The organism is Actinospineispora eucalypti, from assembly GCF_039543365.1.
GTDB lineage: Bacteria > Actinomycetota > Actinomycetes > Mycobacteriales > Pseudonocardiaceae > Pseudonocardia > Pseudonocardia eucalypti.
This window is the reverse complement of the sequence record NZ_BAABJP010000035.1, coordinates 1-6,986: the sequence shown is the minus strand read 5'-3', so window position 1 is coordinate 6,986 and position 6,986 is coordinate 1. Positions and strand designations below refer to the sequence as shown.

The window sequence follows — 6,986 nt, the reverse complement described above, 5'->3', positions numbered from 1 at the left end:
TGCCCATCTCGCCGGACCTCAGCCCGGCGCGTCGGGCCGGAAACACCGATCTTGGAACAGTCCCAGCGCCCGTGCCAGAACTCGTGCTCTCGGCCGACTCGTAATCGACGAGCCGCGAGCCAAGGCCGAAGCGAAGCGCCCGGACTGAAGACGGCGGACGACGAGAGCGTCCGAGATGAGGAATTGTCGAACGCGCAGCTCAGCCGAAGGACAGCCATCTGTTATCAGGACATGTCGACGGCTCACTCGCAGAGGGCGTACGCGTAGTTGCGGCGCTTACGTAACCCCGTCATGCGCAGCGGTGCGGCGACCTGGACAACAGGCTCGGTGTGTGCGTCAAGGTCGTTTCAGCCTGTCCGACCCGGGCCAAGGCTCATACCGTAGCGGGCGAGCCGGGCGGCGGCTTTGACCATGGTGTCGCGGTCGGCGGCGGCGGTGTCGGCGAGCAGTGGCCGAAGCAGGACGAGGCCGGCGACGAGGGCGACCATGAGCGAGTTGCTGATCGCGAGCTGGTCTCGGGCGAACCACTCGCGTCGGTCGGCCTCATGCTCGGCCATGAGGCGTAGGTCGGCGAGGCTGGCGGCGAGGCTCTCGCGCGCACGCTCGAGCAGGTCGCTGCCGTCGTCGCCAGCGGCGAGCAGGGTGACCAGCAGTTTGCGGTGCCCGCTGAGGCTGGAGTACAGGTCGCGGACGAACTCGCCGATGAGCTCCTCGTCGCCCCACGGGGAGTCCACCTGGCTTCTCCAGGCGGAGGCGAACTCCTCGAACGAGGCCAGGAACGGGGCGAGCAGGGTGGCCGAGTAGAGCTCTTCCTTGCTGGTGAACTGCCGGTAGAGCACCGAGAGGCTGATGTCGGTGCGGGTGGCGATGTCGCGCATCGAGGTCTGGGCGTAGCCGTGTTCGGCGAACAACTCGGTGGCGGTGTCCAGGATCAGTCGCCTGACCTGCTCGGTCGAGCGGCGGGGAGCGCGGCGCGCGGCGGTCATGATTCGACTCTATCCCCACGCGGAGCTCAGACAGCGGATCAGTAAGCAACACTGTTTCTTGACTTTGAGAAACAGTGTTGCTTACCGTTGGGTGGTCCGAGTCCTTCCTCCAGCGAGGAGCTCCCGATGGCTGTACCCACGAGCGCGCCGAGGCTGACCGCGGAACAGCTCGCGGTCGACTCCCGACCACCGTCGAAGCCCATCAAGGGGTGGGCGATCTTCGGGGGGCTGTGGCTGGCGTTCTACGCCTACCTGTTCGTCAGCTGGGTGCTCAGCGACGACACCGCGCGGGTGGCGCCGGGGCCGACGGCACTGCCGGGCTGGATGTCGACGTTGTTCGACATCTACCTGCCGTTCGGGGTACTGGCCACGGTGGCGATCATCTATGTGGTCGTGGTGCGGCCGAGGGTCCGGGAGAAGCGGTTCAGCACCGACGGGTTGCTGTTGTTGACGTTCGTCCTGTTGTGGTTCCAGGACCCGTTCATCAACTTCTACCAGCCGATGTTCACCTACAACTCGTACTTCCTCAACGCCGGGTCGTGGGTCGCGCACGTGCCTGGCTGGCAGTCGATCAGCGCGGGCTCGCCGGGGCGGATGTTCCAGGAGCCGTTGTTCTTCATCCTGCCGGCATACCTCTACATGCTGTTCCCGATCGCGCTGGCCTGCACTTGGGTGATGCGCAGAACCAAGGCCCGGTACCCCAATATCGGCACGTTCTGGCTGCTGACGATCGCGTTCGTGTTCGGCTTCGTGCTGGATCTGGTGTGCGAGGGCGCGTGGGTGCGGCTGGGCTTCTACAACTACTGGGCCACCGTGCCGAGCCTGACGCTGTTCGCCGGGCACTGGTACCAGTTCCCGATCTACGAGGCCCTGCTGACCTCGCTGTGGTGGCTGGGCTTCGCCTGCCTGCGCTACTACAAGGACGACAAGGGCCACACGCTGGTCGAGCGCGGGGTCGACGAGATCCGCGCGGGCGCCGGGGTGAAGACGTTCATGCGGTTCCTGGCCCTGCTCGGGATCGGCAGCGCGATCTACATGGTCACCTACAACATCCCCTACCAGTTCTTCAACCTGCAGGCGCACTCCTGGCCGGCCGAGGTGCAGGAGCGCTCCTACTTCACCAACTACATCTGCGGCCCGGACACCGACCAGGCCTGCCCGTCGACGTCGATGCCGCTCTCCCGCCGCGACGCGACCCATTTCGACCCCCACGGGAATGTCGTGGTCCCACCGGGGGTACCGGCGCCGTCGACCGAGACCGTCAAGCAGTTCTCGAGCGGCGGCTGACCGGTGGACACGACAGACGCCGGGCCGAAAAGCACCTCACGGGCACCGTTGCCCGGGTGCGACGGCTACGCCAACCGCCGGTTGCAGACGCTGTGCGTCTGGTGCGGGCCGGCCATGGTGTTCGGCTGGATCGCCAGCTTCGCGCTGCTGGCCGGGTTCATCCCGCCCCCGTCGCCCCGGCTCACCCCCGAGGATCTGGTCGCGCTCTACTCCGAGCACACCCTGGCCATCCGGCTCGGGCTGATGCTGACGATGTTCGCCTCGGCGTTGCTGGTGCCGTTCGCGGCCGTGATCTCCGCGCAGATGCGACGCATCGAGGGCACGCGGGCGGTGCTGGCGCCGACGCAGCTGGTCTCCGGTGGGCTGCTGGCACTGGAGTTCATCATCCCGCTGATGGTCTGGCAGACCGCCGCGTACCGCCCCGAGATCGGGCCGGTGCTGATCCGGATGCTCAACGACATGGGCTGGCTGATGTTCGTCGGCGTGATCTCCTCAGCGGTCGTCCAGTTCGCCTGCATCGGCCTGGTCATCGTCACCGACGCGCGCCACAGCGGGGTTTTCCCGCGCTGGTCGGGCTACTTCAACCTGTGGGTCGCGCTCCTGGTCGCCCCGGCCGGCATTGTGCCGTTCTGCCAGGACGGCCCGTTCGCCTGGAACGGCGTGTTCGCGTTCTTCCTGCCGATGGTCGTGTTCGCCACCTGGGCGGTGGTCATGGTCGTGCTGCTGCGTCGCGCGATCGGTCAGGACGATGGCGCGACTCTGGCCGGCGGACCGGGCCTTTCCGCCGAGGCGCACCGGGCGCTCGCCGCCGAGCCGGCCGAAGGGCGCGGGTGAGATGGCCGAACAGGATGCCGCTCGCTGGAGACTGCTCGCCGCCGCGGTCGCGGGCCGCCCGGTCGCGGTGACCCCCACCGACTCGGCCCTGGCCTACAGCGACGGACGCGGGATCCACGTACCCGCCGACTGCTCGGCGCACACGGTCATCGTGCAGGCGGCCCTCATCGCGGCCGGCAGCCTTGCCCCGACCGGGGTGCGGCTGCTCGCCGGCCGCCGGGGCAGCGCCGACCGGTTCCTGGCCCTCGAGGCCCGGCGGGCGGTGACCGTGTTGGCCGGTGCGCTCCCAACGACACTGCTCGACCGGGCCGCCGGGCTGCACCCGGGGCCGGTCAGCCGCTCGGTCGAGGAGTCACTGCGGCGCGCCCGCTCGATGCGGGTGCCCGGCGCCCCGCCCTGGTGCGGCGCCCTGCGGCCGCTACGGCTGCGCCGACCCGTGCTGGGCGCTGAGGTCACCGACCGCGACCTGCGCGACGCCACCTCCGCCGGAATGGGCCTGGACGAGCTGGACGGCGATGACGACGGTGCCGATCGCAGCCGCGTCCTGGAGCTGATGGCCACTCCGTTGTCGAACTCGCTGGCCACCAAGCTCGCCCGGATGCTCGGCATGGGCACCACCACCGGCGCCTCCGACCAGGGCGGCCAGGAGTTCAGCGTCTCCGGGAGCCGCGCGGGCACCGGCGGCGGAGGCCGGCGACGAGCCCCCGGTGCACCCGCCGACCTGGCGGTCCGGTCGCGGCCGGGCCCCGCCGCAGGACGGCGCTACGACGAGTGGTGCCATCGCGGCGGCACCTACCGGCGCGCCTGGTGTGCCGTCTCCGAGCTGCTTCCCGACACCAGTGGCCTTCCCTACACACCGGCCGCACCACCGGACCTGCCGCTTCGCGCCCAACTCGCCCGCCTCGGCCTGTCCGACGCCCGTCACCGTCGCCAACCCGACGGTGACGCCCTCGACGCGACCCTGCTGGCCGAGCTCGCGGTCGATCGACGCCTCGGCCGCACCGGTGACGTTCGCGTCTACGAGAACCGCCGCCGCACGCGCCGCGATCTCGGGGTGCTGGTCCTGCTGGACGCCAGCGGCTCCACCGGCACGCTGAGCGGGCCGGCGCCGGTGTTCGAGGCCCAACGTGAGCTGGCCGGCCGGCTCACCGCGGCCCTGGACGGGCTCGACGACCGGGTCGCCACCTACGCCTTCTACTCCCTCGGCCGCGAGCACGTCCGGTTCCTGCGGGTCAAAGGGTTCGACCAGCGCTACGACCGCGCCGCGCAACGACGGCTGGCCGCACTCACACCGGCCGGCTACACCCGCCTCGGGGCCGCCGTCCGGCACGCCACCCACACCCTGCTCACCCACGCCGGCACCACGAACACCCTGCTGGTGGTGCTCGGTGACGGCTTGCCCTACGACGAGGGATACGAACACGCCCACGCCCAGCACGACACCCGCCACGCGCTCACCGAGGCCGTCGAGCGCGGCGTGGGTTGCCTGTGCCTGAGCCCGCGCGCAACCAGCCGACCCGAGGTCCTCGACACCGTGTGGGGCCACGTCACCCACCACGCCGTCAAGGATCCCCGTGACCTCACCACGCACGTGCGGACCCTGTTCAGTGCCGCGTTGGCCGAGGCAGCCGCCAGCCGCCGTGCCGGCACCCGCCGCGGCAGCGCGGCCTGACCCGACCACCGGAAGGACGTCCATGACCGCCGAGCTGCTGCGTGGCCACCACGGTGCACACACCCACCCCGGGCAACCGTTCTACCTCCCCACCGGGAACGAGATCGAGGTCTTCCACGCCGCCGCCCGGCGCGGCCTGCCGATCATGCTCAAGGGCCCCACCGGGTGCGGCAAGACCCGCCTGGTCGAGCACATGGCCGACCGGCTCGGCGTGCCGCTGTACACCGTGTCCTGCCACGAGGACATGACCGCCGGCGACCTGCTCGGCCGCTACGTTCTGACCGGCGGCGACACCGAGTGGGTCGACGGCCCCCTGACCAGGGCCGCGCGCGAGGGCGGGATCTGCTACCTCGACGAGGTCGTCGAGGCCCGCCAGGACGCCACCGTGGCCATCCACTCCCTGACCGACCACCGACGCCAACTCAGCCTCGAACGCCTCGGTGGCCAGACCATCCCCGCCGCCGACGGCTTCACCCTCGTGGTCTCCTTCAACCCCGGCTACCAGAGCGTGCTCAAGGACCTCAAGATGTCCACCCGCCAACGCATGGTGGCCATCGAGCTCGACTACCCACCCGCCGACCTCGAACGCGCGATCGTCCTGCGCGAGGGCGGCACCGAGGAACGCCTCGACGACCTGCTCGCCCTGGCCCACGCCCTGCGGCGGGCCACCGACAACGGGCTGGCCGAGGTCGCCTCCACCCGCACCGTGGTCACCGCCAGCCAACTGCTCGCCGAAGGCCTGCCCTTCGACGTCGCCGCACACGCCGCCATCGCGCTACCGCTCACCGACGACCCGGAGCTCGCCCGCCAGCTGTCCACCCTCATCGGCTCCTACAGCTGACCTCCCCACCCAACCCGAGCCTCGACCAAGCAAAGGAACCGACATGCCAGCGCCGTATCGCGTGATCCAGTGGGCACCCGGACTGGTGGGCAAGATGTCCCTGAAAGGCATTCTCACCCGCCCCGACCTCGAACTCGCCGGGCTCTGGGTCCACAACCCGGACAAGGCCGGCCTCGACGCCGGCGAGTTCGTCGGCCTCCCCTCCATCGGCGTCACCGCCACCACCGACGCCAACAGGCTGCTGGCCACCGACGCCGACTGCGTCGTCTACACCGCGACCGACCTGCGCCGCCAACCCGCCGAACTGGTCGCCGACATCGCCCAAATCCTGCGCTCGGGCAAGAACGTCGTCGGCGTGCAGGCCTCGATGAACCACCCGGCCCTGCACGGCGCCGACCTCGTCGCGGAACTCGAAGCCGCCTGCCGCGAGGGCGCCACCAGCTACTACCCGACCGGTATCAACGCCAACGGCAGCCAGACCGTCCTCGCCGCGCTGGGCAGCATGTGCCAGCGCATCGAGTCCACCTACCTGTGCGAGATGTACAACTTCTCCACCTACGAAGACCCCGCCGTCTTCGGCTACTTCGGCTACGGTCTCGGCCCCGACGAGGCCCACCGGCACGACCTGCGCCCCCTGTTCGAGTACCTGTTCGGCCCCGCCCTGCACCTGACCGCCCACTGGCTCGGCGTCCAGCTCGACGAGATCCGCTGGGACCAGGAACACGCCCTGAGCGCCCGCGACATCACGGCCCCGCTGTTCACCCTCCAGGCAGGCACCGTCTCCGCCATCCGGTTCAACCTCGACGGCTACGTCGACGGCAAATGCCGAGTCACCCAGGGCGGCTGCTATTGGCTCGGGGACTACCCCACCCACTGGGAACCACCACCCGGCGACGGCGGCTACCGACTGGCCATCAAGGGCGACCCCAGCATGCAGGTCCAGTGGGCCACCCACACCGACAACGGCTACTACGGCGGCCACCTGAACAAACACCGGTCTCCGCAAGACCTGGCCATCATGGGCGGCCTGATGGCCACCGCCGCACGCGCGGTCAACGCGATCCCCGCCCTGTGTGATGCGCCGCCCGGAATCCGAACACTCGCCGACCAGACCCCCCTCCTCCCACCCGTCGACTGGCGACACGGCGGTGCCGGCGACAAGAACGGCGCCGTATTCGCCGGCGCACGCCCGACCACCTGAGCCGCACCGCAAACGGCAGGCCGGTCACACTCGATCTCCGGCTTCCTCAGCAGGTCATGCAGGGGCCGTGCTGCTCCGGGTGTGCGCGTCAGGGTGCCAACGGGGACTGTTCCAAGATCGGTGTTTCCGGCCCGACGCGCCGGGCTGAGGTCCGGCGAGATGGGC

General features: G+C 70.0%; 6 protein-coding genes. 5 read left to right on the top strand and 1 reads right to left on the bottom strand.

From position 1 onward, the window contains the following. Positions 1–347 precede the first annotated feature (347 nt). Positions 348–986, bottom strand: coding sequence for a TetR family transcriptional regulator (locus tag ABEB12_RS28270; RefSeq protein ID WP_185062955.1), 639 nt, complete (start codon positions 984–986; stop codon positions 348–350). A 126-nt stretch (positions 987–1,112) separates the two neighbouring features. Here ABEB12_RS28270 and ABEB12_RS28265 point away from each other — a divergent pair, with 126 nt between their 5' ends. The 5 genes from ABEB12_RS28265 to ABEB12_RS28245 are packed head-to-tail and all read left to right on the top strand — an operon-like array spanning position 1,113 to position 6,821. Continuing rightward, positions 1,113–2,273 carry a spirocyclase AveC family protein gene (locus ABEB12_RS28265; protein ID WP_185062956.1) on the top strand — a complete coding sequence of 387 codons (1,161 nt, stop codon included), beginning with the start codon at positions 1,113–1,115 and terminating at the stop codon, positions 2,271–2,273. A gap of 3 nt (positions 2,274–2,276) precedes the next feature. After that, the gene (locus ABEB12_RS28260; RefSeq protein ID WP_185062957.1) at positions 2,277–3,107 is read left to right on the top strand and encodes a hypothetical protein; all 831 of its coding nucleotides are present in this window, start codon (positions 2,277–2,279) and stop codon (positions 3,105–3,107) included. Between the two features lies 1 nt (position 3,108). Then, the gene (locus tag ABEB12_RS28255) at positions 3,109–4,779 is read left to right on the top strand and encodes a VWA domain-containing protein (RefSeq protein WP_185062958.1); all 1,671 of its coding nucleotides are present in this window, start codon (positions 3,109–3,111) and stop codon (positions 4,777–4,779) included. A gap of 22 nt (positions 4,780–4,801) precedes the next feature. Then, entirely contained in the window at positions 4,802–5,620 is an 819-nt protein-coding gene (locus tag ABEB12_RS28250; protein WP_185062959.1) for an AAA family ATPase, read from the top strand. Positions 5,621–5,663: 43 nt separating this feature from the next. Further along, a complete protein-coding gene (locus ABEB12_RS28245; RefSeq protein WP_185062960.1) occupies positions 5,664–6,821 on the top strand; it encodes a hypothetical protein in 1,158 nt (385 codons plus the stop codon). Positions 6,822–6,986: the final 165 nt, after the last annotated feature.

Coding starts and splice junctions, on each gene's coding strand:
- ABEB12_RS28265 (WP_185062956.1), top strand. CDS start 1,113: ATGGCTGTACCCACGAGCGCGCCGAGGCTGACCGCGGAACAGCTCGCG.
- ABEB12_RS28270 (WP_185062955.1), bottom strand. CDS start 986: ATGACCGCCGCGCGCCGCGCTCCCCGCCGCTCGACCGAGCAGGTCAGG.
- ABEB12_RS28250 (WP_185062959.1), top strand. CDS start 4,802: ATGACCGCCGAGCTGCTGCGTGGCCACCACGGTGCACACACCCACCCC.
- ABEB12_RS28255 (WP_185062958.1), top strand. CDS start 3,109: ATGGCCGAACAGGATGCCGCTCGCTGGAGACTGCTCGCCGCCGCGGTC.
- ABEB12_RS28245 (WP_185062960.1), top strand. CDS start 5,664: ATGCCAGCGCCGTATCGCGTGATCCAGTGGGCACCCGGACTGGTGGGC.